Genomic DNA, 26,215 nt, shown 5'->3' with positions numbered 1-26,215 from the left:
GGGATTTCGATTCGCCTGGGAGGGCACGATGAAACAGACGATGCGGGTGTCGCTGATGGGCGCGCTGCTGGCCGCGGCCACTGCGCAGGGGGCGGAGGTCACGAGCGCGGCCTACACGCCAAGCGGCGGCGCGGTGACGGTCTACACCTCGGCCTCGGGCGCGCCCGCGCAGATGGTGCGCAGCGAGGTGGCCGCCCTGCAGCCCGGCCACGCCCTTACCGAGCGCGAGAACTCGATCTTCGTCGACCCGACCCGGCGCTTCCAGACCGTGATGGGCGTGGGCGGGGCAATCACCGATGCGGCGGCCGAGACCTACGCCAAGCTGAGCAAGGCCAAGCAGGCCGAATTCATGAGGGCCTATTACGACCCGGACGCCGGCATCGGCTACAGCTGGGCCCGCACCACCATCCACAGCTCGGACTTCTCCAGCGCCAGCTATACCTACATCAAGGAAGGCGACAAGGACCTCAAGACCTTCTCCGTCGCGCACGACCGCAAGTACCGCATCCCGATGATCAAGCAGGCGATCGCCGCGGCCGGCGGCACGCTGCCGATGTTCGCAAGCCCCTGGAGCGCGCCGGCCTTCATGAAGGACAACAAGAGCATGCTCAAGGGCGGCCATCTGCTGCCCGAATATGCCGATGCCTGGGCCAACTACTACACCAAGTTCATCGCGGCCTACGAGAAGGAAGGCATCCCGATCTGGGGCATCAGCATCCAGAACGAGCCGATGGCCGTGCAGATCTGGGAGTCGATGCAGTTCTCGGCCGAGCAGGAGCGTGACTTCCTCAAGGAGCACCTGGGTCCGACCATGGCCAAGGCCGGCTACGGGGACAAGAAGATCATCGTGTGGGACCACAACCGCGACATGATGGTCCACCGCGCCAACGTGCTCTTCGACGACCCGGAGGCGGCCAAGTACGCCTGGGGCATGGGCTTCCACTGGTATGAGACCTGGGCTGGCTTCGACCCGATGTACGACAACGTGGCCGCCGTCTCGCGCGCCTATCCGGACAAGCCGCTGCTGCTGACCGAGGCCTCGATCGAGAAGTTCGACTTCGACCGCATCCAGGACTGGGCCCACGGCGAGCGCTATGGCGCCTCGATGATCCACGATTTCAACGGCGGCGCGGTGGCCTGGACCGACTGGAACATCCTGCTGGACGAGCACGGCGGTCCCAACCACGTGGGCAACTATTGCTTCGCCCCGCTGCAGGCCGACACGCGCACCGGCGAGCTGATCTACACCCCGCCGTACTGGTACATCGGCCATTTCTCCAAGTTCATCCGCCCGCAGGCCCAGCGCGTGAGTGCCGCCAGCAGCCGCAGCAATCTGATGACTACCGCGTTTCTCAACCGGGACAACCGGCTGGCCACCGTGGTGATGAATGGCAGCGACCAGGCGATCACCTACAACTTCTATGTCGGCGAGGCGTCCACCCAGGTGAAGATCCCCGCGCACGCGATCCAGACGCTGGTGTACTGAGCCGGCGCGTCATCCCCGGCCTCTTCGATCGGCATGATCGAAGAAGACGCCCGCATCCGCGGGATGTCCTGCTTTGGCCCGTGGTATCCACCTTGTAGAGCGGAGCTTGCTCCGCTAGGCCGTCCCCGGCGACCCGACCGAAGGGCAGCGGAGCAAGCTCCGCTCTACGGTTCCGGCGATCCGACCGAAGGGCAGCGGAGCAAGCTCCGCTCTACGGTTTAGGCGACCCGACCGAAGGGCAGCGGAGCAAGCTCCGCTCTACGGTTCCGGCGACCCGAACGAAGGGCAGCGGAGCAAGCTCCGCTCTGCGGTTCCGGTGATCCGAACGAAAGGCAGCGGAGCAAGCTCCGCTCTACGGTGGGTTGCGATTTTTCCGATGCGATGTCGGGCGAGCGCCTGATGCATTGCGCGAGGCGCGCCGCTCAGGCTGTGGGCATGGCAAGCCCTGCGCTACACATTGGACGGTACTCGGTGATCGGCGCTGTCTACGCGGTGACCACGGTGACGCTTTTGCGTCGTCCCCTCTTCGCCAATCCGGTCGCCGCGCAAGCGATGGCTTCTGAATTGCGTGGGTCGGATGCGTCCGGCGATAGCGACTCCATTGCCTGGGTCGTCATGCCGGATCACGTGCACTGGTTGTTCGAATTGCGGGCCGAGAGCTTGAGCCGCGTGGTGCAGCGATTGAAGTCGCAGGCTGCGCGTGACATCAATATCGCGCGCGGAACACGCGGTGCATTCTGGCAGCCAGGGTTCTATGACCGGCAGATGCGCGGTGACGAGGATCTGCTGACGCAGGCGCGCTACATCCTCGGGAATCCTGTGCGACGTGGATTGGCTGGGGGTCTGGGTGAGTATCCACATGCCTGGTGCCGATATGGCAGCGACCTATCGCTGGCGCCATGACCCTGCCCTGTAGAGCGGAGCTTGCTCCGCTGGAGCATTCCAGGCGATCTGATCGAAGGGCAGGGGAGCTTGCTCCGCTGGAGCATTCCAGGCGACTTGATCGAAGGCAGGGGAGCTTGCTCTGCTGGAGCATTCCAGGCGATCTGATCGAAGGGCAGCGGAGCAAGCTCCGCTCTACAGAGGGTTTGAATTTTTCTGCGCCATGTCGCGTGATGTGCTGATCGCTTGCGATCGCTCGATGATCGGCGCTTTCGGCGATCTGGCAGACAGCGATATCTGTTGCGCTGGGCATCTTCGGTGATTTGGCCGAAGGGCAGCGGCCCTGTAGAGCGGAGCTTGCTCCGCTGAAGCATTCCAGGCGATCTGATCGAAGGGCAGTTGGGCTTGCTTCGTTGATCATTTCCGGGTGATCTGACCGAAAGGCAGCGGAGCAAGCTCCGCTCTACAGAGGGTTTTGAATTTTTTGGCCCCATGATGGGGGGCAGGCCTTGGGCTTGCCTTGCGTGGTCCGCCGCGCCGCGCGGGCATGCAGTCCCGGATCGACCCAAGATGGTAGAAAGGGCGTTCGGCGGCGGGGTCTGCCGCCTGGACACCGAGCATTCGCATGGCACTGATCGATACCCGGCATCACCAGATGTACCCGGCGCTGGATGCGGCCCAGCTGGCCACGGCGCGGCGGTTCGCCAGCGGGCCGCTGCGGCGGTTCGCGCCGGGCGAGGAGGTGTTCGCCGTCGGCGACCACCCGGCGCCGGTCTGGCTGGTGCTGGAGGGGAGCATCGTCGTGTCGCGTCGCGACGGGTTGGGCCATGAGGAGGTCATCCACGAGCACGGCGTGGGCAGCTTCACCGGCGAGGTCAGCCAGCTGGCTGGGCGTAGTTCGCTGGCCGGTGGCGTGGCCGGTGCGCAGGGCTGCAAGGCCGTGCCCCTGGATGCCGCGCATCTGCGCGCCCTGCTGATCGGCGCGGCCGAGCTGGGCGAAATCGTGATGCGCGCGCTGATCCTGCGCCGCGTGGGCCTGATCGAAAGCGAGGCGGTCGGCTCGGTGCTGGTCGGCCAGCCGGGCGAGGCCGAGCTGGTGCGGCTGCAGGGCTTCCTCACCCGCAACGGCTATCCCAACACGCTGCTGGACGCGACCCAGGACGCGCAGGGACAGGCCCTGGTCGAGCGCCTGGGCATCCACGCCGAAGAACTGCCGCTGATGATCTGCCCCAACGGCACCGTGCTCAAGCGGCCGACCAACCTGGCCGCGGCCAGCTGCCTGGGCATGACGCCGGAGCTGGATCCGGCGGTGGTCCACGACGTAGTCGTGGTCGGCGCGGGGCCGGCGGGGCTGGCGACGGCGGTCTATGCGGCGTCCGAGGGGCTCTCGGTGCTGGTGCTGGAGCAGCGCGCCATCGGCGGGCAGGCCGGTGCGTCTTCGCGCATCGAGAACTATCTGGGCTTCCCCACCGGCATCTCCGGCCAGGCGCTGGCCGGGCGCGCCTACAACCAGGCGCTGAAGTTCGGCGTGGAACTGGCGCTGCCGCTGGATGTGCGCACGCTGCAGTGCGAGGCCAAGGCCGAGGATCCGCATGCGCCGCTGCAGCTGAGCCTGGACAACGGCCAGGTGGTGCAGGCGCGCACGGTGGTGGTCGCTTCCGGGGCGCGCTACCGCCGGCCGGAGGTCGCGCAGCTGGCGCGCTTCGAGGGCAGCGGCGTGTCCTACTGGGCCTCCCCGATCGAGGCGCGCATGTGCGCCGGCGAGGAGATCGCGCTGCTGGGCGGCGGCAATTCAGCCGGGCAGGCGGTGGTCTACCTGGCGCCGAAGGTGAAGAAGCTGCATCTGGTCATCCGCGGCCAGAGCCTGGAGGCGTCGATGTCCAGCTACCTGATCGAACGCATCCAGGCGCTGCCCAACGTGGAGCTGCACACCAATACCGAGCTGCTGTCGCTGGAGGCCGACGATCAGGGCGCGCTGTCCGGTGCGACCTATCGCGATCGCACGAGCGGCCAGTCGCACAGTTGCTCGCTGCGGCATCTGTTCCTGTTCATCGGCGCCGACCCCAATACCGATTGGCTCAAGGGCTGCGTGACGCTGGACCCGGCCGGCTTCGTGGTCACCGGTGCCAACGGCGCGGCCTTGCTGGAGACCGACCGGCCCGGCGTGTTCGCCATCGGCGATGTGCGCGCCGGTTCGGTCAAGCGCGTGGCCGCCGCGGTGGGCGAGGGCGCGGCCGTGGTTGCGCAGATCCATCAATACCTGGCGGCCCTGGAGCCGCGCCCTGCCGCAGAGCCCTGAAGGAGCCATCATGTCCCGTTGCACGCATCTGGATGACATCGCCGAGGTCACGCCCAGCGCCAAGGGCTGCGAGGATTGCCTGGCCATCGGCAGCCCGTGGGTGCATCTGCGCCTGTGCCGCATCTGCGGTCATGTCGGCTGCTGCGACGATTCGCCGCACCGCCACGCCAGCGCGCATTTCCACGCCACCGGCCATCCCATCATCGAGGGCTACGACCCGCCCGAAGGCTGGGGCTGGTGCTACGTGGACAGGACCGAGGTCCATCTGCCCGATCAGACGCCGCAGCTGGGGCCGATCCCGCGCTACGTGTAGCGCGGCCGCGGTGCGACCGTCGGGCGATGCCGAGGCCGACGGGTCCGGTACGATGCGGTCACCGCAGCCTGAAGGACCGTGCATGTCCAGCCCGAGCGTGCTGCCCGCTTCGCCGTGGCGTCAAAGGATCGTGCGTGGCGCGCTCTGGTTTGCGGCGATCGCGTGGGGCGTCCTGCTGGGGGCCAAGGTCTTCGACTTGGTGATCCTGGCGGGCGCCTGGAGCGCGGCGCCGCCGGCCTCGTTGCGGCTGTTGCCCTACGGGGCCGCATATCCGGTCAATACCGGTGACTTCTTCATTCCGCCCTCGGCCTTGCTGCTGGTCGCCACGTGGATCGCGGTCTTCGCCGGCTGGCGCACTCCGATGCGCTACCGCCGCTGGCTGCTGGCATCGGCACTGACGATCCTGGTCGTGCTGGTCTTCACCGTGGCGTCGTTCTGGCCCATGAATGCCGCGCTCTGGGCCATCGCCAAGGGCGCGCCCGGCGCGCTGCAGGATCAGGCAGGTATCGAGGCCCTGGTGCATGCCTGGCTGCGCAACGACTGGCTGCGCGTGATCGCCGCGACGGCGGGGTTTCTCAGCACCCTGCGTGCGATCAGCCTGCCGTTCCCCGACGAACAGGTCGTGACCGGCCCCGCATCGCTCGCGAGCAGGCTCGCGTATGCGGGCTGTGTCCTCCTGCTGCTGGCGTTCGTGGCGTACTTCGTGTCCGAGCTGCTTTAGCGGTCTCACACGCTGAGATGGGCGCGTGGCAGGCTGGTGCGGTGAGGCAGGTTCCATGACCCGACGCGGCGGCAGCGCCGATCTTCCCCTGCATGGCGGGCGCGTACCGGCGTGGCTGGGCCAGCGCATGACCCGGCTGGGTGCGGTGATGTGCCAGGCCATCGTCCACACCTATGGGCGCGACGAGCTGCTGCGGCGGCTGGCCCATCCGTTCTGGTTCCAGTCCTTCGGCGCGGTGATGGGCATGGACTGGCATTCCTCCGGCATCACCACCAGCGTGATCGGCGCGCTCAAGCGCGGGCTGACGCCGCTGTCGGGCGAGCTGGGCCTGCATGTGTGCGGCGGCCGTGGCCGGCATTCGCGCGCCACGCCCGACGAGCTGCTGGCGGTGGGCGAGCGCACCGGCGTGGACGGCGCGGCGCTGGCGCGGGCCAGCCGGCTGGTGGCCAAGGTGGACAGCGCGGCGGTGCAGGACGGGTTCGACCTGTATCTGCACGGCTTCATCGTCGGCGACGACGGCCAGTGGGTGGTGGTGCAGCAGGGCATGAACACCGCCAGCAGGCAGGCGCGTCGCTATCACTGGCTGTCCGAAGGGCTGAAGGACTTCGTCGATGCGCCGCACGCGGCCATCGAGGGCCCGCGCCAGGGTGCGATCGTCAACCTGGCCGATCGTCGGGCCGCCGGCGCGCGGGCGGCGCAGGTCTCGCTGCTGCAGACGCTGAACCCGCAGGAGATCGCGCGCGAATACGGGCGCCTGGCGACGCCGTCGGCGGCCACGGCCAAGCGCCTGGCCCGCGCGCGGACCGAGGCCGCGGCGCCCGTCACCGGCGACCTGTTCGCCGAGCCGGCGGCGGAGGCGCCCGGTCCGCAGGCCTGGAATCCGGCCGCGCAGCCGCACCTGTCGCTGCCGGACCACCACGATGTGCGCGCGCAGGACATCGTCCTGCGCCGGCTGCACGGCAGCCTGGCCGCGGCGGCCGAGCAGGGGCCGAAGGACTTCACCGCGTTGTTGCAGGTGCCCGGCGTGGGCGCGCGCACCGTGCGCTCGCTGGCGATGGTGGCCGAGGTGCTGCACGGCACGCCGTGCCGCTTCAGCGATCCGGCGCGGTTCTCGCTGGCCCATGGCGGCAAGGACCGGCATCCCTTCCCGGTGCCGACCCAGGTGCTGGACCACACCATCGGCGTGCTCAAGACCGCCGTGCGCCAGGCCCGGCTGGGCAACGAGGAAAAGCTCGAGGCGATCCGCCGCCTGGATGCGCAGGCGCGGCAGCTGGAGGCGCAGGCCGAAGGTCCGTCGCTGGAGGCGTACCTGGAAGAGGAGCGCCGCCAGTCGCATCGCTACGGCGGGCGCAGCGTGTTCGGCTGGGAGCCGGCGCCGGATGAGGCGGCTGGAGTTCCTCCCGCGCCGGCCGCCCCGCAGCGCGCCGCATCATGAGCCGCGCCGCCGAGGCGGCGGTCCCGATCGACGGGCGCTGCTTCACCTATGTCTTTCCGTGCGCCTGGGAGGACTTCTGCAAGATCGGGTTCTCGCGCGATCCGCTGGGGCGGATCGGCGCGCTGCATCCGCGCTGGTTCGAGTTCTTCGACCTGCACAGCGGCGTGCTGATCGAGACCGAGACCGTCCGCGATGCCCGCGACCTGGAACTGCGGCTGCGCGGGCCGCTGCGTGCCCATCGCGCCCCGATGCCGCTGACCATCCGCGATGCGGCCGGCGGCCAGACCGAGTGGTTCCGCGGCGTGGCCGCGCCGCTGGCCACGCACGTGGCCGAGCTGGCGCAGGGCGGCTATCGCGTACTGCCGCTGCACGGCTGGCTGCGCGCGGCGGCCCTGTCGCGGATCGACCGGCTCTACGACTGGGCCGATGCCCAGCTCAGCGTCGAGGAACGCGAGGGCCTGATCGCCCGCACGCCGGCCGGGCGGGCGCTGGGCGATGTGCTGGACGGCTATCGCAGCCTGGGCATCGACCTCACCGATCGGCTGTCGCCGGCGATCGCGCGCTGGTACGGCAAGGTCTGAGGTCGGCGTGTGCCGGCCAGCGGGCCGGGCCGGGCCGCGGCTCACGCGCGAGCAAGGGCGTTTGAGCGAAAATCACTGCTCCCGCTGTCGCCCCACCGGTCCATTGAAGCCCGAACGCCTGCTGCCGCTGATCGTCGCCACCGCCTTGTTCATCGAGAACATGGACTCCACGGCGATCACCACCTCGCTGCCGGCGATCGCCACGGACCTGGGCGTGGAGCCGGTGGCGCTGAAGCTGGCCCTGACCACCTACCTGCTGGCGCTGGCGGTGTTCATCCCGATCAGCGGCTGGGTCGCCGACCGCTTCGGCGCGCGGCCGACCTTCATGACGGCCATCGCGGTGTTCCTGCTCGGCTCGCTGGGCTGCGCGGCCTCGACCTCGCTGGAATGGATGGTCGCCGCCCGCTTCGTCCAGGGCATGGGCGGGGCGATGATGGTGCCGGTCGGGCGGCTGGTGCTGTTGCGCAGCGTGGCCAAGGCCGAGCTGGTGCGGGCGCTGAGCTGGCTGACCATCCCCGCGCTGCTGGGGCCGATCCTGGGCCCGCTGCTGGGCGGTCTAATCACCACTTATAGCCACTGGCGTTTCATCTTCCTGATCAATCTGCCGATCGGCGCGCTGGGCATGTGGCTGGCGTGGCGACATATTCCGCTGCTCAAGGAGCCGGTGCAGCCGCTGGACTGGACGGGGTTCGCGCTGTCGGGCATCGGGCTGGCGCTGACGATGTTCGGGCTGGCCACGCTTGGGCGGCACATGGTCAATATCGGCCTGGCGCTGGGCTGCGTGGCGGTGGGCGCGGCGGTGATGGGCGTCTACCTGTGGCATGCGCGCCGGGTCGCGCATCCGCTGATCGACCTGAGCCTGCTGCAGCTGCCCACCTACCGCATCGGCGTGCTGGGCGGGTCGGTGTTCCGCATCGGCATCGGCGCGATCCCGTTCCTGCTGCCGCTGATGCTGCAGCTGGGCTTCGGTCTCAATCCGTTGCAGTCCGGTGCGATCACCTTCACTTCGGCAGCCGGCGCGATGTTCATGAAGACCTTGGCGGCGCGCATCCTCAAGCGCTATGGCTTCCGCAAGGTGATGGTGTTCAACGCGGTGGCGGCGTCGCTGATGCTGGCGACTTATGGCTTCTTCCGGCCGGGGACGCCGTATCTGCTGATGGTGACGCTGCTGCTGGTCGGTGGCTGTTTCCGCTCGCTGCAATTCACCAGCCTCAACGCGATCATCTATTCGGAAGTGGATCAGGCGCGCATGGGGCAGGCGACCAGCCTGGCGGCGATGATCCAGCAGATCTCGCTGGCCTTGGGCGTGACGGTCGGCGGCTATGCGCTCAGCCTGGCCAGCTTGGCCACCGGTCAGCCGACCGGGGTGCCGATCAACTTCACCTTCGCCTTCCTCACCATCGGCCTGATCTCGGCCAGCTCGGTGATCGCCATGCGCAAGCTGGCGCCCGACGCCGGCGCGGAGATGGCCGGCCGTGCCAAGCCGGGCGAGGAAGTACACGAGCCTAAGGTGGTGGCGCGGCCGGGGACTTGAGCCGGGGAATGTTGTTCCCCTGAGCCAGGGATCACGTTGCGATGGACCGTGGTGCGTGCGTGTTGTTGCTTCGGAAGGGCAGCGGTCCGGCGTGCGGTGTCCGCTTATCCCTCGGTCAGGGCATCCTGTCCTGACTCAAGGCGCTCGGCTTCCTGCCTCGCTAGGCGCGGCCTCCGCCCGCCGGCCCGCTGCCTCGCGCGTTGAGCGCATGGGCTTCGGCTCGAAAGATGGACCGCGGCGGCGCGCTTGGTGCTCGCCGGCTCCCACTTGTAGAGCGGAGCTTGCTCCGCTGGGGCTTTCCCTGCGAACCGAACGAAGAGCAGCGGAGTCCCCAAGAGGGGATTGCCACAAGCTCCGCTCTACAACGAGGCTGCGATCTGAGAGACAGCTGCTCGCAGCGCAGCATGAAACCCACTCAGGCCTTTCCATCCAGACGCCGGCCTTCAAGGAATCAGCGAGCCGAGGCGCCGCGCCCTGCCGGCCCGCCACCCCTCCCAAGAAGCTCGACACGCGCATGCGCCAATCGATCGGTCGAGAGAAGCGAAAAAAATGGGCTGCGGTCCATCAGTCGAGAGAAGCAGCAAAAGAAGGGCGCCGGTCTATCAATCCAGAGAAGAAACAAAAAGGGCGCCGGATGCGATCCGGCGCCCTTGCTTCATCTTCTCAGGCGAAGCGGGTCAGAACTTGTAGTTCACGCCCAGCACGATGGTGCGGCCCCACTCGATGTACTCCAGCGGGCGGTCCTTGCTGCCGGCGTAGGTGCGGTACGGGGTGTTGGTGAGGTTGCTGGCCTGCAGCAGCAGGCTCAGGCCGTCCAGCCGGCCGCTGCCGAAGGTATAGCTGACCTGGGCGTCGGTGATGTTCTCGCCGACCACGTAGCGCAGGGTGCGGTTGCCGTTGAAGTTGCCGATCTCGCCGATGAAGTCCGAGCGGCGGCGCTGGCTCACGCGCGCCTCGAAGCCGTTGCGCTCGAAGTAAGCGGTGAGGTTGTACACGCGGTCGGACAGGCCGGGCAGGCTGATCGCGCCGTCGCCGACGCTGGAGGCGCTCTCCGGATCCTTGATCTTGACGTCGCTGTCGTTGAACGTGGCGCTGGCCTGGATGCCGAAGCCCTCCAGCGGCGCGAACACCATGTCCAGCGGCAGTGAGGCGGTCAGTTCCAGGCCGCGCAGCTTGCCGCCCTTGCCGTTGAACGGCGCGCTGAAGGTGCCGGTGGTCTGCACCGGCACGCTCATGCCGGGCGGACGCACGTAGCCGGCGACCAGGTCGCTGAAGTCGTAGTTGTCGCGGGTCTGGGTGTAGATGTAGCTCTTGAGATCCTTGTAGAAGAACGCGGCGGCCACATAGGCCTTCTCGCCGAAATACTTCTCGTAGGAGATGTCCAGCGCATTGGCGCGCCACGGATCGAGCATCGGATTGCCGCCGCTGGCGCCGGGCTTGCCGGTGGAGGTATCCACGCCGAACTCCAGCGAGGCGCGCATCTGGTCCACGCGCGGGCGCGCGACCTGCTTGGCCAAGGCGAAGCGCAGGGTCTGGTCGGCGGGGAACTGGAAGGCCAGGTTGAGGCTGGGCAGCCAGTCGTTATAGGTCTTGCCGTCGTCGATGGGGCGTACTTCGCTGCCCGCCGGCTGCGAGCCGTCCCAGTAGTTGGCCTGCGAGGACTGGTCGGTGTGCTGCAGCTGCACGCCCAGGTTGCCGCGCACGCCCACTTCGCCCCACTGGGTGTCGATGTCCGCGCGCATCCAGGCGGTGGTGATCTTCTCCAGCACGGTCCAGGCCTTGGACACCAGGTAGGAGGCGTCCTCGTTGGGCGAGAACTGCATGTAGCGGTCCACCGCGCCAGGCACGTTCCAGGCCGGGATGTAGCCGATGCCGGCGAAGCCCAGGTTGACCGGCGCGTACTGCAGATCGGGGGCGATGGTGGTGTCGCCCTGCGGGCCCAGGTTGATGTTGCCTTCGGGCTGGTGCTTGGTCTTCTCGCGGCGGGCGTAGTTGACGCCCACGTCCAGGTCGGAGAACCAGCTCAGCGCGTCGGGCATGGGCAAGCTGGCCTGCAGGCGTGCGCCCTTCAGCTCGTCCTCCACCTGCGGCACCTTGCCGTAGCCCGAGCCGTAGATGGTGTTGGTGATGAACAGCGACTCGGGGTTGGAGTAGTTCAGCCCCGGCGAGATCTGCGAGAAGTCGTTGTTGCGATAGGCCAGGTCGACCGTGTCCAGCTGCGGCATCGGCGTGAGCTGGAGATTGCTCTCCAGGTTGAGCTCCTTGCGCGTGGCCTTGGAGTAGTTGAGGTCGGCGTTGACCTTGACCGCGCCGACGTTGAAGGCGTTGTTCCAGCCGAAGGCGTCGATCTTGTCCTTGCGCTTGTTGTACATGCCGCGCACCAGCGGATAGACGCCGCTGGCGGTGCCGCCGGTGAAGGTGTCGTTGCCGTTGACCTGCGGGTTGGCGATGTTCAGCCCCGGGGTGTAGCCGCCGTTGTAGTTGCTGAGGTTGACCTCGAACTGGTTGGCGGTATCGACCTGCTCGGCCTCGGTGTGGAAGGCGTCCAGCGTGCTGGTCCAGGCGTTGGACGGGCGGTACTGCAGGGTCGCCATCACGCCGTCGCGCTTGGAGTTGCCGGTGCGGCGCAGGGCCTTGATGCCGTCCGAGAAGTAAGTGCCCGGCGCCACGCCGGGGCGGTTGCCACTGTCGGTGTTCTGCGTGCTCCACGGCTCGTACAAGCCGACCTGGTTCTCCTGGATCGGCGTGTCGGTATGCGCATAGCCGATCGACAGGCCCAGGGTCTTGTCGAAGAACTGATCGATGTAGCTGGCGCTGAAGCGGTTGCCGTAAGGATCGACGTTGGCCGCCTTGCCCAGCGAGTTGCGCTGGTAGCGGCCACCGAGCGCGATCACGCGCTCGCCGAAGCTCAGCGGACGCACGGTCTGCATGTCCACGGTGCCGGACAGGCCCTGGCCGACCAGGCCGGCGTCGGGCGTCTTGTACACGGTCACGCCGTTGACCAGCTCGGACGGGTACTGATCGAACTCCACGCTGCGGTTGTCGCCGGTGCTCACCACCTCGCGGCCGTTGAGCAGGGTGGTGGAGAAGTCGGGCGAGAGGCCGCGCACGCTGATCACCTGCGCGCGTCCGGCCACGCGCTGCGCGGCCAGGCCGGGCAGGCGGGCCAGCGACTCGGCGATGCTCACGTCGGGCAGCTTGCCGATGTCCTCGGCCGAGATCGCCTCGACGATCGAGGTGGCGTCCTTCTTGACCGAGATCGCGCCCTCGATGCCGCGGCGGATGCCGGTGACCTTGACCCGGTCCAGGTCGGTGGCGTCGGTCTTGACCGCGGCCGGATCGGCCTCGGTGTTGGCCGGCGTGCTCTGGGCCCAGGCCTGGGCGGTGGCCATGCTCATGGCCACGGCGATGGACAGGCACAGCAGGTTGCGCTTGGGAGTCAACATTTTCCCCTCCAGTCAATGTTGGTACTGCATTCGAGTTGATCCGGTGTCCCCCTCGACACCGGCGATTCGCGAAGGCCCGGAACAGCGCCTTGCTTGAATGGGCGGCCATGGTAGTGCGCGTTCCCGGATGTGCATGGGCCTGCATACGTATTCATGGCGGTGCGCTTGCAACGACGTCATCGGACGGGCGATGCAGCGGCCAGCGTCTTCGCTCGCGCGACCGAAAACGGCTTGGAAACAAGGGCTTTCCGGCGTTCTCTGGCGTCCGTGCTGCAGCGCAGGAACGATTCCGCGCAGCCGCCGACGCACGGCTCGATCACGCCACGACGCCGAACCAGCTGCCGCGTGCGGGCAGGGCGAGCGTACGTCCTTCCAGTGGTGCGCCCGGCAGTCCGTGATCCTCCAGCGCAGTGGCGGCAAGGCCTTCGGGCAGGGTCCAGCGCTGCGCCTGGGCCGAGAGGTTGAACACCACCAGCACGCGCTGGTCTTCGTGCTCGCGCAGGAAGGCCAGCACCGGCTCGTCGGTCTGCAGGAAGGCGATCGTGCCCAGTACCAGCGCCGGATGCCGGCGCCGCCAGCGCAGGAAGCGGCGCACGTGCTGCAGAACCGAATCCGCATCGGCCTGCTGGGCGGCGATGCTGCGCGCGCGGTGCTCGGCCGGCACCGGCAGCCAAGGTTTGCCGCTGGTGAAGCCGCCGGCGTCGGCATCGCGCCAAGGCAGCGGCGTGCGGCAACCGTCGCGGCCCTTGAAGTTAGGCCAGAAGGCCTTGCCGTAGGGATCCTGCAGCAGCTCGAAGGGCACCTGCGCCTCGCTCAGCCCCAGTTCCTCGCCCTGATACAGGCACACCGACCCGCGCAGCGAGCACACCAGCGCCACCAGCTGCGCGGCGAAGGCATCATCGCCCGCGCCGCCCCAGCGCGAGACCGCGCGCGGCACGTCGTGGTTGGAGATGGCCCAGCACGGCCAGCCATCGTCCATCGCCGTCTCCAGCCGGGCGACGGTGTCGCGGATGTAGCCGGCGCTGAAATCCTCGACCAGCAGCTCGAAGCTGTAGCCCATGTGCAGGCGCTTGCGACCGGTGTATTCGGCGGTAGTGGCCAGCGAATCCTCCGAGGAGATCTCGCCCAGCGCGGCCACGTCCGGATAGCGGTCCATCAGCCCGCGCAGCCGCTCCAGGAAGGGCAGCATCTCCGGGCGGGTGTTGTTGTAGTAGTGGTACTGGTAGGCGTAAGGGTTGTCCGCGCTGAAGCCGCGGCCCACGCGCTGCTCCTTGGGCTTGGGCGGGTTGTCGCGCAGCTGCGCGTCGTGGAAGCAGAAGTTGATCGCGTCCAGGCGCATGCCGTCCACGCCGCGGTCCAGCCAGAACTGCACATTGTCCAGCGTCGCCTGCTGCACGGCCGGGTTGTGGAAGTTCAGATCCGGCTGCGCGCCGAGGAAGTTGTGCAGGTAGTACTGCTCGCGCCGCGGCTCCCAGCGCCAGGCCACGCCGCCGAACAGCGACATCCAGTTGTTCGGCGGGGTGCCGTCCTCCTTCGGATCGGCCCAGACGTACCAGTCGGCCTTGGCGTTGTCGCGGCTCAACCGGCTTTCCTGGAACCAGGCGTGCTGGTCCGAACAGTGGCTGAGCACCTGGTCAATCATCACCTTCAGGCCCAGCGCATGCGCCTTGGCCAGCAGGGCGTCGAAGTCGGCCAGCGTGCCGAACAGCGGATCGACATCGCGGTAGTCGGCGATGTCATAGCCGAAGTCGGCCATGGGCGACTTGAAGAACGGCGAGATCCAGATCGCGTCCACACCCAGGCTGGCGATGTAGTCCAGGCCCTCGACGATGCCGGGCAGGTCGCCCACGCCATCGCCATCGGTGTCCTTGAAGCTGCGCGGGTAGACCTGATAGATCACCGCGCCGCGCCACCAGTTGTTCATTGCCGTTCCCCGAAGTAATCCGACCCGGACACCGCGAGCGGCCCTGGGCGAAGCGGGCGCCACTATTCCACGCATGACCCGGCGCGTCCTCGCGCAACGACGGGGCGAGGCCATGAATACGTATGCAGCGGGCTGCGATGCGTGAGTCGAAGAAGGGGCTTCGCGCGGGGTGTATCGATCATGCGGCGCATCGCTGAAACCGCTTGAAAACAGGCGTTTCGAACGTATCGCCTGCATTCGCAGGCCGCGACTTTGACGTCGCGGCGCATGCACACACTTGGTTGCACTGCAGCATGGAAAGCGCGACGGCAACGGTCACCATGTCGCCCGGCGAACCGCGGCCGTGATTCGACACGGCCGCGCGTTGTCGCAAGGGGATCGATCGCGCGTCATGAGCCAAACCCGCACCCTGTCGTTCTGGCAGATCTGGAACATGTGCTTCGGCTTTCTGGGCATCCAGTTCGGCTTCGCCCTGCAGAACGCCAACGTCAGCCGCATCTTCCACACCCTGGGCGCCTCGGTGGACGAGATCCCGGTGCTGTGGATGGCCGCACCGCTGACCGGGCTGATCGTGCAGCCCATCGTCGGCTATCTGTCCGACCGCACCTGGACGCGGCTGGGCAGGCGTCGCCCGTATTTCCTCATCGGTGCGGTGCTGGCCACGCTGGCGCTGCTGGCGATGCCGCACTCGCCCGCGCTGTGGATCGCGGCTGGCCTGCTTTGGGTGCTGGATGCCTCGATCAACATCTCGATGGAGCCGTTCCGTGCCTTCGTCGGCGACCTGCTGCCCACCCGTCAGCGTGCCTCGGGCTATGCGATGCAGAGCTTCTTCATCGGCATCGGCTCGGTGGTGGCCAGCCTGCTGCCGTGGCTGCTGGCGCAGGCCGGCGTGGCCAACACCGCCGGTGCAGGGGAGGTGCCGGACACCGTGCGCTATGCGTTCTACTTCGGTGGCGCAGTGCTGCTGCTGACCATCCTGTGGACCGTGCTCACCACGCGCGAGGATCCGCCGGGCCAGCTGGCCGGCGAGCGCGAAGCGCCGGAGGCGGAGGTCGCGCCGGCGCTATCGGCATCCCCGCCCGCGCTGCGTCTGCGCCTGGGCACCGCTGCGCTGGTGCTGGGCCTGATCGGCTGCGCGCTGGTCGCGCTGTTGGGCCTGGACAAGCAGCTGTATGTGCTGGGCGGCGGCGCGGCCGTGTTCGGCGCCCTGCTGCTGGGGCGTGGCCGCGTGCGCGGCGGCATGTATGCGGCCATCGTCGACGATCTGCTGGACATGCCGCCGACCATGCGCCAGCTGGCGGTGGTGCAGTTCTTCTCCTGGTTCGCCCTGTTCGCGATGTGGATCTACACCACCGATGCGGTCACCGCCACGCACTTCGGCACGCGCGACACCACTTCGGCCGCCTACAACGACGGGGCCAACTGGGTGGGCGTGCTGTTCGCCGCCTACAACGGCTTCGCGGCGCTGGCCGCGATCGTGATCCCGCAGATGGTGCGGGTGCTGGGGCTGCGCTGGAGCCATCTGCTCAATCTGTGCCTGGGCGGAGTGGGGTTCCTGTCGTTCCTGCTGATCCGCGATCCGCACTGGCTGCTGCTGTCGATGGTCGGCGTGGGCTTCGCCTGGGCCTCGATCCTGTCGCTGCCCTATGCGCTGCTGTCCGACAGCGTGCCGGCGCGCAAGATGGGCCTGTACATGGGCATCTTCAATTTCTTCATCGTCATCCCGCAGCTGGTGGCCGCCTCGATCCTGGGCCTGCTGCTCAAGACCGTGCTGGGCGGCGCGCCGATCAACGCGCTGGCCGTCGGTGGCCTGAGCCTCTTGTTGGCCGGCCTGTGCACGCTGCGCGTGCGGGATGCCCGTCCGGAAGCCCACGCATGAGAACGTTCTGTCTTTCGCTGCTGGCCCTGTCCCTGTCCCTGGCCGTGCCGGCGCGCGCCGACGAGCTGTACGGCACGCTCGAACCCTTCGCCAGCAAGGCGATCTATTTCGTGATGACCGACCGCTTCGTCAACGGCGATCCGTCCAACGATCATCGCGACCAGGGCGGCCGGCACCGCACCTTCGACCTGCCCACGCCGGGCGCGCCGGCCGGGCAGAGCGACAACATCGGCTACCTCGGCGGCGACTTCAAAGGCATCGTCGACAACGCCGGCTACATCCACGACATGGGCTTCGGCGCGGTGTGGGTGACGCCGATCGTGGACAACCCGGATGAGGCCTTCACCGGCGGTGAGCCGGTGCGTTGGGGCAGCGCGATGACCGACCGGGGCAAGACCGGTTATCACGGCTACTGGGGCGTGAACTTCTACAAGCTGGACGAACACCTGCCCAGCAAGGGCCTGGACTTCGCCGGCTTCACCCGCGCCATGAAGGGCCAGCAGCTGGACGTGGTGCTGGACATCGTGGCCAACCACGGCTCGCCGGCGTACTCGATGCCCAAGGCGCAGCCCAAGTTCGGCCAGATCTTCGACAAGGACGGCCGCAAGCTGGCCGACCACCAGAATCTGGATCCGTCCCAGCTGGATCCGAAGCACAACCCCATGCACGCCTTCTACAACACCGGCGGCGGTCTGGCCCAGCTCTCGGACCTGGCCGAGGACAATCCGGCGGTGCTGGACTATCTGGCCGGCGCCTACGAGCAGTGGATCGAGCAGGGCGCGGCGGCGTTTCGCGTGGACACGATCGGCTGGATGCCGCACCGCTTCTGGAAGCAGTTCGCCGACCGCATCCGCGCCAAGCACCCGGGCTTCTTCATGTTCGGCGAGGCCTTCGACTACGACGCGGCCTTCATCGCCGCCCACACGCTGGAGCGCAACGGCCACTACAGCGTGTTGGACTTCCCGCAGCGGGCCAGGCTGTCCAAGGTGTTCGGCAAGGAGGGCGGTGGCTACGAGGACCTGGAGCGCACGCTGTACCTGGAGGACGGTCCGTACGCCAACCCGTACGACCTGGTCACCTTCTACGACAACCACGACATGGCGCGGCTGGATGCCAGCGATGCGGGCTTCATCGACGCCAACAACTGGCTGTTCACCGCGCGCGGCATCCCGGCGATCTACTACGGCTCGGAGACCGGCTTCATGCGCGGCGCGGCCGAGCATGCCGGCAACCGCAACTACTACGGCCAGCAGCGCATCGACGCCGCGGGCGACAGCGCGATCTACCGCAATCTCAAGCGCATCGCCAACCTGCGCCGCGACTCGATCGCGCTGCAGCGCGGGCTCCAGCTAAACCTGATGCTGAAGGGCGATACCGGCGCCTTCTATCGCGTCTACGAGCACGACGGGCAGGCGCAGACCGCGCTGGTCCTGCTCAACAAGGCCGAGACGGCCTCGACCCTGCGGCTGGAGACGCTGCTGCAGGCCGGCACCTGGCGCGATGGCTTCGACGGCAGCCAGGTGCGGATCGATGACCGCCTCGCGCTGGAGGTGCCGGCGCATGGCGTCAGGGTGCTGTTCTACGACGGTGCGCTGACCAACGCCGACCTGCGCAAGCGCCTGGCCGAAGACATGGGCCACCGGCTGCGTGATTGAATAAGGCGCGCATGCGCGCCTCAAGCCGCGGTGACCCCTGCGCGGCGCTTCAGCCGCAGTGGGTGGAGCCGCGCAGCGCCAGCGTGACGGGGATGGTCTGGCTGTCCACGGGCTGGCCGTGCAGCTGCTGCAGCAGGGCGTCCACCAGCAGCATGCCGGCCTGACGCGTGTCCTGCTGTACCGTCGACAGGGCGGGGGTGACGAAGCCCGCGAGCGGGATATCGTCGAAGCCGGCCACGGCCACCTGCTCGGGGATGCGCAGGCCGGCCTCGCGCAGCGCCTTCATCGCGCCGATGGCGATCAGGTCGCTGGCGCCGAACACCGCGTCGAAGGCCACGCCGCGCGCCAGCAGCGTGCGCGCCGCGTCATAGCCGGACTGCTCGCTGGTCTCGGCGTCCACCTGCAGCGCGGCGTCGTGTCGAAGCCCCGCCGCGTCGAGGGCGGCGCAGACGCCACGATGGCGCTCCTGGAATTCGGGATAGTGCGCCGAGGCATGGCCGAGGAAAGCGATGCGCCGCCGCCCCCGGGCGATCAGGTGCGCGGCCATGTCGTGCCCGCCCTGGAAGTTGTCGCAGCCGATCGACACGCCCGGCTGACCGGGCAGCGCCGCGCCCCAGCGCACGAAGCGGATGCCCTGCTGCTGCAGCTTCTCCAGCCGCACGCGCGATTGCAGGTAGTCGCCATAGCCGAGCAGGATCAGCCCATCGGCCTTCTTGCTGTCGGCGTAGTCGGCCTGCCAGTCGGTGGACAGGTTCTGGAAGGAGATCAGCAGGTCGTAGCCATGCAGCGCGCAGGCGCGGGTGATCGAGCCCAGCATCGACAGGAAGAACGGATTGATCGCCGACTCGTCCGGCGTCGGGTCCTCGAAGAACAGCAGCGCCAGCGTCCCGGTGTGCTGGGTGCGCAGGTTGGAGGCGTTCTTGTCGACCTTGTAGTGCAGCTGCTCGGCGATGGCCAGGATGCGCCGGCGGGTGTCCTCGTTGACCATCGGGCTGCCGCGCAGGGCGCGCGAGACCGTGGGCTGGGACACGCCGGCCAGGTGCGCGATGTCGAGCGAGGTGGCCTTGCCCTTAATCGAATGCTGCACGGAACACCACGCCTGTATTGCGGTGCGCGCGATCATGCCACGCGGCCTCGGGAAGGCCGTGCTGCAGTGCCGCATCGATTGCGCTTTGGGGGTGCGGGCGTCGGGTCAAACGCGATGGCCATGCCGGCTCGGGCGCCGTTGGCCGCCGTCCTGCAGCCTTCCGCTATACCGCCTCGCCTGCGGCGTGGCCGCTGGCCCAGGCCCACTGGAAGTTGTAGCCGCCCAGCCAGCCGGTGACGTCCAGCACCTCGCCGATGAAGTGCAGGCCGGGCGCGCGCCTGGATTCGAACGTGGCCTGCGACACCTCGCGCGTGTCCACGCCGCCCAGCGTGACCTCGGCGGTGCGATAGCCCTCGGTGCCGCTGGCCACCAGCGGCCAGGCGCGCAGCAGCTCGGCGGCCTGGCGCAGCTGCGGCTCGTTGAACTGCTTCATCGGCCGGTTGGGCAGCCAGTGTTCGCATAGGCGCTGGGCGAAGCGGCGCGGCAGCAGATCGCCCAGCACCGTCTTCAGCTCGGCGGCGGGGCGCGCGGCCCGCTGCGCCTGCAGCACGGCCAGCGCGTCCTGTCCCGGCAGCAGGTCCAGGTGCAGCGGCTGGCCGGGCTGCCAGTACGAGGAGATCTGCAGGATCGCCGGGCCGCTGATGCCGCGATGGGTGATCAGCATGGCGTTGTCGAAGGCGACCTTGCCGGCCGCCGCGCGCACCGGCAGCGCCACGCCGGCCAGGTCGGCCAGCTGCTCCTGCGGGCGGCCGCTCAGGGTCAGCGGCACCAGCCCGGCGCGCGTGGGCAGCACCGTGTGGCCGAACTGCCGCGCCAGCGCATAGCCGAAGCCGCTGGCGCCCATGGAAGGAATCGACAGCCCGCCGCTGGCCACCACCAGCGAAGGCGCGACGAACACGCCCTGCGCGGTGTGCACCGCATAGCCACCGTCCTCGCGCGCGACCACGCGCTCAACAGCGCAGCCGGTGGCGATGCGCACGCCGGCCGCTTCGCATTCGGCGACCAGCATGGCCACGATCTGCTTGGACGAGTCGTCGCAGAACAGCTGGCCCAGCTCCTTCTCGTGATAGGCGATGCGGTGCTTCTCGACCAGCGCGATGAAGTCGCGCGGCGTGTAGCGCGCCAGCGCCGAGCGGCAGAAGTGCGGGTTGTCCGACAGATAGTTGGCCGGCGAGGTGCCGGTGTTGGTGAAGTTGCAGCGTCCGCCGCCGGACATCAGGATCTTCTTGCCCACGCGGTTGGCGTGCTCGATCACCAGGACCGAGCGCCCGCGCGCGCCGGCGGTGGCCGCGCACATCAGCCCGGCCGCGCCGCCGCCGATGATCAGGACATCGTGGGTGAAGCCGGCCGGCACCTTCAGTCCTGCGGCGCGTGGCGGACGATGGGGACCACCACCAGCTGCAGATCGTCGCCCATCAGCTGGACTTCGCCGTCCTGGATCAGCACGTCCAGGCGCAGGGTGCGCACGAGCCTGGCCGCCAGTTCCCGGATCGCGTCCTGCGGCAGGTCGATCACGGTCAGCTGCTTCATGCGGCGCAGCGAGGCGGCGTGCTTGTGCCACCACACATCGCCGGCGTGCCCGGCGTAGCCCACCACCACCACCTCGCGCGCGCGGCCGGCGGCCTTGCGCAGGCGGCTCTCGTCGGGCTGGCCCAGTTCGATCCACTGTTCGATCTGGCCGCTGTAGTCGCGGCGCCACAGGTCGGGCTCGTCCTCGTTGCTCAGGCCGCGGCCGAAGGCCAGGCGTTCGTCGGCGTACAGGACGAAGGCCAGCACGCGCGCCACCAGGCGCTCGTCGGTCTCCGAGGGGTGCTGGGCCAGGGTCAGGCTGTGGCTGGCGTAGTGGTTGCGGTCGAGGTCGCTGATCTGCAGCTCGACCTTGCGGATCGTGGCGGAAAGGGCCATGGCTCAAGACAAGGAAGTGAGAACAAACGCGCCCCCCGCGCAGGCATGCGGCGCGGGCGGTCACGGGAAAGAGGGGGCAGGGAGGATCCCGCGCAGGACAGGGCCATCCCAGGCCTGGAGCCGGCGCGAACGCCCGCTGCACTGCTGCAGCGCAGCATCCGCTGGCGCCACCGGCGGTGACTTGGGGCACCTGCCGGACGGCGTATGCTACCGGCTAGCTGTTTGTTTTGAAAGGAATTTCGTGGCTTGTTGAACGATCGGGTCTGGAAATGTCGGGGCTTGGTCCGCGAATTTCCTGGATCGGCCGGCGATTGTGTTGGCTTTTTCACCGCAACCTGCGTATCGTGCGGCCCACTGTGCTTGCCAGGGTCACCGTGGTTCGTGAGCCTGATGCGGTAGATCGACAGATCGGCTACATCGTTTGCGTTTTTCCTACGCCTGCAAACCCAGTCTCGGCCCGGAATCCCGGCGCCGCGATTACCTATCATGTTTTCAGGAGTAGTAAAAATGAGCGATCGTCAGACCGGCACCGTCAAGTGGTTCAACGATGCCAAGGGCTTCGGCTTCATCACCCCGCAGAGCGGCCCGGACCTGTTCGTGCATTTCCGCGCGATCCAGGGCAACGGCTTCAAGTCGCTGAAGGAAGGCCAGCAGGTCACCTTCGTGGCCGTGCAGGGTCAGAAGGGCATGCAGGCCGACCAGGTGCAGGCGCTGTAATCCAGCCCCCACCGCGTCAACACGCATGAAGAACGCCGGGCTTGTCCCGGCGTTTTTTTTTGGCTTTTTCCCCGCCGAGGGGATGCTGACGGCGGCGCCTCGTGGCCTCGCCCGCTTCGGGCGCTGCGGAGAGCAGGCCAGGATGGCCAGCGGGCACGCGCAGGTGCCATCAGTTCTTTCGGAACACCAACTCCATACCGTGGGAGCCGCCATGGCGGCTCCCACCTGTAGAGCGGAGCTTGCTCCGCTGGGGCCTTCCCCACGAACCGAACGAAGCGCAGCGGAGTTCCCAAGAGGGGATAGCCACAAGCTCCGCCCTACAGGCAGGCTGCTGCGAGCGTTAAGGACACAGTTGATCCCACCAGAGCATGAGCCGCTCCCAGCGAAGCATAAGGTGCGCTCAACCTCTTCCCGTCCAGAATGAGCCAGGTGGGCTGAGGGGCCGAGAGGAGCTGCGCCTGGTCGAGTCGAGGCGGTGGGCCAGGTATGTCCACCGTCACTGCACTCCGCGAAGCTTTTTTATACCGGCGTCGACTCCATATCAGGAGCCACACGGCGCACATCCGAGGCGGGCTCCATGCAGTTGAACTTCGACAACCGATTCATCGTCGAGCTGCCGGGCGACCCGGTCGTGGGGCCGCAGGCGCGTCAGGTCGAAGGGGCGCTGTGGTCTTCGGTCGCGCCGACGCCGGTGGCGGCGCCGCGCGTGCTGGCCTGGTCGCCGGAGGTCGCCGCGCTGCTGGGCCTGCAGGCCGAGGACATCGCCGAGCCGCGCTTCGCGCAGGTGTTCGGCGGCAATGCGCTGGCGCCGGGCATGGCGCCGTTCGCCACCAACTATGGCGGGCACCAGTTCGGCCATTGGGCGGGGCAGTTGGGCGATGGGCGGGCGATCTCGCTGGGCGAGGCCATCGCGGTGGACGGGCGCCGCCAGGAGCTGCAGCTTAAGGGCGCCGGGCCGACGCCGTATTCGCGCTTCGCCGACGGCCGCGCGGTGCTGCGCTCGTCGATCCGCGAGTTCCTTTGCAGCGAGGCCATGGCGCATCTCGGCGTGCCGACCACGCGTGCGCTGTGCCTGGTCGGCACGGGCGATGCGGTGGTCCGCGACATGTTCTACGACGGTCACGCCGCGCCGGAGCCGGGGGCGATCGTGTGCCGGGTGGCGCCCTCGTTCCTGCGCTTCGGGCATTTCGAGCTGCCGGCGGCGCGCGGCGATGTGGCGCTGCTGCGCCGGCTGGTGGACTTCACCATCGCGCGCGACTTTGCCGAGCTCGACGGCCCGGCCGGCGAGGCGCGCGATGCGGCCTGGTTCGCGCAGGTGTGCACGCGCACGGCCGAACTGATGGCGCACTGGATGCGGGTGGGCTTCGTCCATGGGGTGATGAACACCGACAACCTGTCGATCCTGGGCCTGACCATCGACTACGGTCCGTACGGCTGGATCGATGACTTCGATCCGGACTGGACGCCCAACACCACCGACCGTCAGGGCCGACGCTATCGCTACGGCTGGCAGCCGCAGGTGGCGTTCTGGAACCTGAGCCGGCTGGCCGGCGCGCTGTCGCCGCTGTTCGCCGATCCCGCGCCGCTGCAGGCCGGGCTGCAGGCGTATGCGGATGCGTTTGCGGCCTGCGAGCGCCGCGATACGGCGGCCAAGCTGGGGCTGGCGCAGTACACGCCGGCCGATGCGGCGCTGATGGCCGATCTGCGCGCGCTGCTGCACGCGGCCGAGGTAGACATGACGCTGTTCTTCCGCGAGCTGGGCGAGCACGCTCCCGGTCCGCAGGCGCTGGAGGCGCTGCGCGAGACGTTCTACGACGCCACGAAGTCCGAGCTGCACGCGGCTGCGTTCACCGACTGGCTGACGCGCTACGCCGCGCGTTGCGCGCAGGACGGCGACGAGGCCGCGCGGCGTGCGCGCATGCGCGCGGTCAATCCCCGCTACGTGCTGCGCAACTATCTGGCGCAGGAGGCGATCGACCGCGCGCACGACGGCGACCTGGGCGGCATCCACACGCTGCTGGAGGTGCTGCGCCGTCCCTATGAGGATCAGCCGGGGCACGAGGCCTTCGCCTGCAAGCGCCCGGACTGGGCGCGCGATCGGGCGGGCTGCTCGATGCTGTCGTGCAGCTCCTGAGCACGGCAGCGTGCGGCGCGGTGCAGTAGCATCGCGCTTTACCCAGGACCACGAGCGTGTCGATGTCCGTGCAAACCGAATGGGCCGCGCTGATCCGCGATGTGCCCGATTTCCCCAAGCCTGGCGTGCTGTTCAAGGACATCACGCCGGTGCTGGCCGATGCGGCTGGGTTCGCCGCGGCCACGGCCGCGCTGGCCGATCCCTGGCGCGAGGCCGGCGTCCAGGCGGTGCTGGGCATCGAATCGCGCGGGTTCATCCTCGGCGCGGCGCTGGCGCGTGCGCTCAAGTGCGGGTTCGTGCCGGTGCGCAAGCCGGGCAAGCTGCCCGCTTCGGTGCTCAGCGTCGAGTACGGCCTGGAGTACGGCAAGGACACCTTGCAGATGCACCGCGACGCGCTGCCGCCCGGTACGCGTGTGCTGATCGTCGACGACGTGCTGGCCTCGGGCGGTACGCTGCATGCGGCGCTGTCGCTGGCGCGACAGCAGGGCTGCGATGTGCTGGGCGCGGCGGTGCTGATCGAGCTGCAGGCGCTGGGCGGGCGCGGGCGCTGGCAGGCGGATCTGCCGCTGACCGCGGTGCTGCGCTTTCCGTGAGAGCAACAAGCGCCGGTGGAGCCGGCGTCTTGTGGCGCGTCTTCGGTCTTCAACGTGCGGGAACGATGTTTGAGGCGGCGGGTGCTTTTGGCGCCTGAGCCAGAGTCTCCCGCGACCTGATCCGACCCCCTCCCGGCCTCCCCCTGCTGCGCAAGGGGAGGGGCGAAGCGCTGCCGGGGTGGGCATTCGCCACGCGTGCGTCAGCGCAAATTCCGTCATCCCCGCGAACGCGGGGATCCATGGACGTTAGCCGGGCACTGCGAGAAGCAGACCATCGCCCCGCGCGCGATCTCCCGCCTCAGCCCGTGGCCCTGATCACATCGGCCAGCACGTTGAAGATCCGGTCGATGTGCGCCTTCTCCACGATCAGCGGCGGCGACAGCGCGATCACATCGCCCGTCACGCGGGTCAGCATCTGGCCGTCCTCGAAGGCGCGGCGGAACACCTCGAAGCCGCGCGCACCCGGCGCGCCCTCGCGCGGGGCGAACTCGATCGCACCGATCAACCCGAAGTTGCGCAGGTCGATCACATGGGGCAAGCCCTTGAGCGAATGCAGGCCCTGCTGCCAGTAGTCGCCCAGTTCGATCGCCTTCTCGAACAGGTGCTCCTCGGCATAGGTGTCCAGCGTGGCCAGCGCGGCGGCGCAGGCCAGCGGATGGCCCGAATAGGTATAGCCGTGGAACAGGTCGATGGCGCTGTCCGGCCCCTGGTCGAAGGCCTCGAAGATGTCCTCGGACACAAACACCGCGCCCATCGGCACGCAGCCGTTGGTGATGCCCTTGGCCGCGGTGATGATGTCCGGCGTGACGCCGAAGCGCTGCGAGGCGAAGGCCTTGCCGACGCGGCCGAAGCCGGTGATCACCTCGTCGAAGATCAGCACGATGCCGTGTCGCGTGCAGATCTCGCGGATGCGCTTGAGATAGCCCTCCGGCGGCAGGATCACGCCGGCGCTGCCGGAGATCGGTTCGATGATCACCGCGGCGATGGTGGACGGATCATGCAGCGCGATCACGCGTTCCAGTTCCTCGGCCCACTCCAGGCCATGCGGCGGCAGGCCCTGCGAGAAGCCGTTGCGCGCGATGTCCAGCGTGTGGCGCAGATGGTCCACGCCTGGCAGGCCGGGTCCGAACCACTTGCGGTTGTTCGGCAGCCCGCCCACCGAGATGCCGCCGAAGCCGACGCCGTGGTAGGCCTTCTCGCGGCCGATCAGGCGCGTGCGCTGGCCTTCGCCGCGCGCGCGCTGGTAGGCCAGGGCGATCTTCAGCGCCGTGTCCACCGACTCGGAGCCCGAGTTGGTGAAGAACACGTGGTTGAGGTCGCCCGGGGTCAGCGCGGCCAGGCGTTCGGCCAGCACGAACGGCAGCGGCGAGGACATCGAGAAGTTGGGCGCGAAGTCCAGCGTGCCGATCTGCTGGCGCACGGCATCGACGATGCGCGGCCGCGCATGCCCGGCGTTGACGCACCACAGCCCGGCGCAGGCGTCCAGGATCTGCCGGCCGTCGACGTCGATGTAGTGCATGTCCTTGGCGCTGGCCAACAGGCGTGGCTTGGCCTTGAACGCGCGGTTGGCGGTGAACGGCATCCAGAACGCGTCCAGCGAGTCGGGCATGTGCGCGCCCAGTTC

19 protein-coding genes are annotated in these 26,215 nt (G+C 68.4%); 13 read left to right on the top strand and 6 right to left on the bottom strand.

The features are described 5' to 3' along the window. Positions 1 to 28 precede the first annotated feature (28 nt). From MWN52_RS11820 to MWN52_RS11785, 8 genes are all read left to right on the top strand, one after another. Positions 29 to 1,486, top strand: coding sequence for a glycoside hydrolase family 30 protein (locus MWN52_RS11820; RefSeq protein ID WP_425608029.1), 1,458 nt, complete (start codon positions 29 to 31; stop codon positions 1,484 to 1,486). A 435-nt stretch (positions 1,487 to 1,921) separates the two neighbouring features. Beyond that, entirely contained in the window at positions 1,922 to 2,389 is a 468-nt protein-coding gene (locus MWN52_RS11815; RefSeq protein WP_286574788.1) for an REP-associated tyrosine transposase, read from the top strand. Positions 2,390 to 2,993: 604 nt separating this feature from the next. After that, positions 2,994 to 4,667: an FAD-dependent oxidoreductase gene (locus tag MWN52_RS11810; RefSeq protein WP_286574787.1), complete on the top strand. Its 1,674-nt coding sequence runs from the start codon at positions 2,994 to 2,996 to the stop codon at positions 4,665 to 4,667. A 10-nt stretch (positions 4,668 to 4,677) separates the two neighbouring features. Then, positions 4,678 to 4,980: a UBP-type zinc finger domain-containing protein gene (locus tag MWN52_RS11805; protein ID WP_286574786.1), complete on the top strand. Its 303-nt coding sequence runs from the start codon at positions 4,678 to 4,680 to the stop codon at positions 4,978 to 4,980. 82 nt (positions 4,981 to 5,062) lie between these two features. Then, positions 5,063 to 5,701, top strand: a complete 639-nt coding sequence (locus MWN52_RS11800) for an anthrone oxygenase family protein (RefSeq protein ID WP_286574785.1) — start codon at positions 5,063 to 5,065, stop codon at positions 5,699 to 5,701. A gap of 55 nt (positions 5,702 to 5,756) precedes the next feature. Continuing rightward, on the top strand, positions 5,757 to 7,136 hold the full coding sequence (locus MWN52_RS11795; protein WP_286574784.1) for a DUF763 domain-containing protein: 1,380 nt from the start codon (positions 5,757 to 5,759) through the stop codon (positions 7,134 to 7,136). After that, entirely contained in the window at positions 7,133 to 7,717 is a 585-nt protein-coding gene (locus tag MWN52_RS11790; protein WP_286574783.1) for a GIY-YIG nuclease family protein, read from the top strand. Before MWN52_RS11795 ends, MWN52_RS11790 begins: the two co-directional genes overlap by 4 nt. A gap of 103 nt (positions 7,718 to 7,820) precedes the next feature. Next, positions 7,821 to 9,251 carry an MFS transporter gene (locus MWN52_RS11785; protein ID WP_286574782.1) on the top strand — a complete coding sequence of 477 codons (1,431 nt, stop codon included), beginning with the start codon at positions 7,821 to 7,823 and terminating at the stop codon, positions 9,249 to 9,251. A 677-nt stretch (positions 9,252 to 9,928) separates the two neighbouring features. Here MWN52_RS11785 and MWN52_RS11780 read toward each other — a convergent pair. After that, positions 9,929 to 12,697 carry a TonB-dependent receptor gene (locus MWN52_RS11780; RefSeq protein WP_286574781.1) on the bottom strand — a complete coding sequence of 923 codons (2,769 nt, stop codon included), beginning with the start codon at positions 12,695 to 12,697 and terminating at the stop codon, positions 9,929 to 9,931. Positions 12,698 to 13,013: 316 nt separating this feature from the next. After that, positions 13,014 to 14,621 (bottom strand): alpha-glucosidase family protein, encoded by a 1,608-nt coding sequence (locus MWN52_RS11775; RefSeq protein WP_286574780.1) that lies wholly within the window; start codon positions 14,619 to 14,621, stop codon positions 13,014 to 13,016. A gap of 391 nt (positions 14,622 to 15,012) precedes the next feature. Between MWN52_RS11775 and MWN52_RS11770 the strand changes: the two genes are divergently transcribed. After that, positions 15,013 to 16,500: an MFS transporter gene (locus MWN52_RS11770; RefSeq protein WP_286574779.1), complete on the top strand. Its 1,488-nt coding sequence runs from the start codon at positions 15,013 to 15,015 to the stop codon at positions 16,498 to 16,500. Next, the gene (locus MWN52_RS11765) at positions 16,497 to 18,155 is read left to right on the top strand and encodes an alpha-amylase family glycosyl hydrolase (protein ID WP_425608028.1); all 1,659 of its coding nucleotides are present in this window, start codon (positions 16,497 to 16,499) and stop codon (positions 18,153 to 18,155) included. Before MWN52_RS11770 ends, MWN52_RS11765 begins: the two co-directional genes overlap by 4 nt. Before the next feature lie 49 nt (positions 18,156 to 18,204). On the opposite strand, the gene MWN52_RS11760 is transcribed toward MWN52_RS11765, so the two are convergent. The 3 genes from MWN52_RS11760 to MWN52_RS11750 all read right to left on the bottom strand — a co-directional run bounded on the left by MWN52_RS11760 (position 18,205) and on the right by MWN52_RS11750 (position 21,147). After that, on the bottom strand, positions 18,205 to 19,278 hold the full coding sequence (locus MWN52_RS11760) for a LacI family DNA-binding transcriptional regulator (RefSeq protein ID WP_425608027.1): 1,074 nt from the start codon (positions 19,276 to 19,278) through the stop codon (positions 18,205 to 18,207). A gap of 127 nt (positions 19,279 to 19,405) precedes the next feature. Then, a complete protein-coding gene (locus MWN52_RS11755; RefSeq protein WP_425608125.1) occupies positions 19,406 to 20,539 on the bottom strand; it encodes a BaiN/RdsA family NAD(P)/FAD-dependent oxidoreductase in 1,134 nt (377 codons plus the stop codon). A 59-nt stretch (positions 20,540 to 20,598) separates the two neighbouring features. After that, positions 20,599 to 21,147 carry a YaeQ family protein gene (locus tag MWN52_RS11750; RefSeq protein ID WP_130522839.1) on the bottom strand — a complete coding sequence of 183 codons (549 nt, stop codon included), beginning with the start codon at positions 21,145 to 21,147 and terminating at the stop codon, positions 20,599 to 20,601. 507 nt (positions 21,148 to 21,654) lie between these two features. On the opposite strand from MWN52_RS11750, the gene MWN52_RS11745 reads away from it, so the two are divergent. The 3 genes from MWN52_RS11745 to MWN52_RS11735 all read left to right on the top strand — a co-directional run bounded on the left by MWN52_RS11745 (position 21,655) and on the right by MWN52_RS11735 (position 24,591). After that, the gene (locus MWN52_RS11745; RefSeq protein ID WP_130517728.1) at positions 21,655 to 21,864 is read left to right on the top strand and encodes a cold-shock protein; all 210 of its coding nucleotides are present in this window, start codon (positions 21,655 to 21,657) and stop codon (positions 21,862 to 21,864) included. Positions 21,865 to 22,441: 577 nt separating this feature from the next. Next, on the top strand, positions 22,442 to 23,998 hold the full coding sequence (locus MWN52_RS11740) for a protein adenylyltransferase SelO (RefSeq protein ID WP_286574776.1): 1,557 nt from the start codon (positions 22,442 to 22,444) through the stop codon (positions 23,996 to 23,998). A 62-nt stretch (positions 23,999 to 24,060) separates the two neighbouring features. Further along, positions 24,061 to 24,591, top strand: a complete 531-nt coding sequence (locus tag MWN52_RS11735; RefSeq protein WP_130517732.1) for an adenine phosphoribosyltransferase — start codon at positions 24,061 to 24,063, stop codon at positions 24,589 to 24,591. 298 nt (positions 24,592 to 24,889) lie between these two features. Here MWN52_RS11735 and aptA read toward each other — a convergent pair whose 3' ends face one another. Beyond that, the gene (gene aptA / locus MWN52_RS11730; RefSeq protein ID WP_286577728.1) at positions 24,890 to 26,200 is read right to left on the bottom strand and encodes an omega-aminotransferase AptA; all 1,311 of its coding nucleotides are present in this window, start codon (positions 26,198 to 26,200) and stop codon (positions 24,890 to 24,892) included. Positions 26,201 to 26,215 lie beyond the last annotated feature (15 nt).

This window comes from Pseudoxanthomonas winnipegensis, from assembly GCF_030322905.1.
Taxonomy (GTDB): Bacteria; Pseudomonadota; Gammaproteobacteria; order Xanthomonadales; family Xanthomonadaceae; genus Pseudoxanthomonas_A; species Pseudoxanthomonas_A winnipegensis.
Note: the sequence above shows the minus strand (reverse complement) of the source record. Positions and strands in the feature narration are given on the sequence as shown.

Coding starts and splice junctions, on each gene's coding strand:
- MWN52_RS11790 (WP_286574783.1), top strand. CDS start 7,133: ATGAGCCGCGCCGCCGAGGCGGCGGTCCCGATCGACGGGCGCTGCTTC.
- MWN52_RS11745 (WP_130517728.1), top strand. CDS start 21,655: ATGAGCGATCGTCAGACCGGCACCGTCAAGTGGTTCAACGATGCCAAG.
- MWN52_RS11740 (WP_286574776.1), top strand. CDS start 22,442: ATGCAGTTGAACTTCGACAACCGATTCATCGTCGAGCTGCCGGGCGAC.
- MWN52_RS11795 (WP_286574784.1), top strand. CDS start 5,757: ATGACCCGACGCGGCGGCAGCGCCGATCTTCCCCTGCATGGCGGGCGC.
- MWN52_RS11770 (WP_286574779.1), top strand. CDS start 15,013: ATGAGCCAAACCCGCACCCTGTCGTTCTGGCAGATCTGGAACATGTGC.
- MWN52_RS11780 (WP_286574781.1), bottom strand. CDS start 12,697: ATGTTGACTCCCAAGCGCAACCTGCTGTGCCTGTCCATCGCCGTGGCC.
- MWN52_RS11820 (WP_425608029.1), top strand. CDS start 29: ATGAAACAGACGATGCGGGTGTCGCTGATGGGCGCGCTGCTGGCCGCG.
- MWN52_RS11735 (WP_130517732.1), top strand. CDS start 24,061: ATGTCCGTGCAAACCGAATGGGCCGCGCTGATCCGCGATGTGCCCGAT.
- MWN52_RS11765 (WP_425608028.1), top strand. CDS start 16,497: ATGAGAACGTTCTGTCTTTCGCTGCTGGCCCTGTCCCTGTCCCTGGCC.
- MWN52_RS11775 (WP_286574780.1), bottom strand. CDS start 14,621: ATGAACAACTGGTGGCGCGGCGCGGTGATCTATCAGGTCTACCCGCGC.
- MWN52_RS11760 (WP_425608027.1), bottom strand. CDS start 19,278: ATGATCGCGCGCACCGCAATACAGGCGTGGTGTTCCGTGCAGCATTCG.
- MWN52_RS11815 (WP_286574788.1), top strand. CDS start 1,922: ATGGCAAGCCCTGCGCTACACATTGGACGGTACTCGGTGATCGGCGCT.
- aptA (WP_286577728.1), bottom strand. CDS start 26,200: ATGCCCGACTCGCTGGACGCGTTCTGGATGCCGTTCACCGCCAACCGC.
- MWN52_RS11800 (WP_286574785.1), top strand. CDS start 5,063: ATGTCCAGCCCGAGCGTGCTGCCCGCTTCGCCGTGGCGTCAAAGGATC.
- MWN52_RS11810 (WP_286574787.1), top strand. CDS start 2,994: ATGGCACTGATCGATACCCGGCATCACCAGATGTACCCGGCGCTGGAT.
- MWN52_RS11750 (WP_130522839.1), bottom strand. CDS start 21,147: ATGGCCCTTTCCGCCACGATCCGCAAGGTCGAGCTGCAGATCAGCGAC.
- MWN52_RS11805 (WP_286574786.1), top strand. CDS start 4,678: ATGTCCCGTTGCACGCATCTGGATGACATCGCCGAGGTCACGCCCAGC.
- MWN52_RS11755 (WP_425608125.1), bottom strand. CDS start 20,539: ATGTGCGCGGCCACCGCCGGCGCGCGCGGGCGCTCGGTCCTGGTGATC.